Genomic DNA, 1,327 nt, shown 5'->3' with positions numbered 1-1,327 from the left:
TGAACGAGCCCCATGAAAGACAGGACACCGTTTCCCCCTTACGATAAGGGATAGGCAAACGGTTATGTTTATGACTAATAGCAACGATAAGAGTGGGGAGCTTTTGGGCCAGGAGCGGCGGCGCCGATGGAGCCCGGAGCAAAAACTGGCCATGGTTCGCGAGAGCCTTGAGCCCGGACAAAGCGTTTCGGTGGTGGCTCGGCGCAACGGCATCAATGCCAACCAGCTGTTCCTGTGGCGCAAGCTGTACCAGGACGGCAGCCTGTCGGCGGTCAGTGCTGGCGAAGCCGTGGTGCCGGCCTCCGAGCTGAGCGATGCGCTCAAGCAGATCCGTGAACTGCAACGGATGCTGGGCAAGAAAACGATGGAAGCAGAAATCCTCAAAGAGGCCGTGGAGATCGCCCGGTCGCGAAAATGGATTGCGCACTCACCCTTGTTGCCGGGGGACGACCAGTGAAGCTGGTCAGCAAATGTCTCGGTGTGGCGCGCTCGCAATTAACGGTTCGAATCAAACAATCGGTATCGCCCAAAGTACGGCGAAGCAGACCTGTGGACGACGCTGAGTTGGTGGTTGAGATCCAGCAACAGGTCAGCGAGCTGCCCAGCTATGGCTACCGTCGGGTCTGGGGATTGCTGCGTCGAGCCCGTGAAACCCAGTCGCTACCGGCAATCAATGTGAAGCGGGTTTACCGGGTCATGCGTGATCACAACTTGCTGCTGGAGCGTCGACTCAAACAACCCGGCGTGCCGCGGCGGCACGAAGGTCGTATTGCGGTGAAAACCAGTGATACGCGTTGGTGCTCGGATGGTTTTGAGTTCCGCTGCGAGGACGGTGCCAAACTGAGCGTGACCTTCGCCCTGGACTGCTGTGATCGTGAGGCCATCGGCTGGGTTGCAAGTCCAACGGGGTACAGCGGCGATGATATCCGCGACTTGATGCTGGAAAGCGTGGAGAAGCGCTTTGGCGATCAACTGCCCGCCACGCCGGTGCAATGGCTAAGCGATAACGGCTCGGCGTACACCGCCGAACAGACACGCCTGTTTGCTCGGCAGATCGGTTTGCAACCGGTGACCACACCTGTGCGCAGCCCGCAGAGCAACGGCATGGCCGAGAGCTTCGTGAAGACGATCAAGCGGGATTATGTGGCGCACATGCCCAAGCCGGATCGAGAAACGGCGCTGCGTAACCTGGCAATTGCCTTTGAGCATTACAACGAGCAGCATCCGCACAGCGCTTTGAACTATCGCTCACCGAGGGAGTTCAGGCGCTTGGCAGTGGCATCAATTTAACGGGGAGTTGGTGTCCGGTTTTGTAGGGGCTAATCCA

At 58.7% G+C, this 1,327-nt stretch carries 1 protein-coding gene; it reads left to right on the top strand.

Going from position 1 to position 1,327, the window contains the following annotated elements:
• Positions 1–70 precede the first annotated feature (70 nt).
• A protein-coding gene (locus AC19YQ_RS24940; RefSeq protein ID WP_442800259.1) for an IS3 family transposase occupies positions 71–1,290 on the top strand; the annotation gives its coding sequence in 2 pieces (ribosomal slippage) (positions 71–416 and positions 416–1,290; 1,221 coding nt in all).
• Positions 1,291–1,327 lie beyond the last annotated feature (37 nt).

It is taken from the genome of Pseudomonas sp. MF06569, from assembly GCF_059862735.1.
This window is presented reverse-complemented; position numbering and strand designations above follow the sequence as displayed.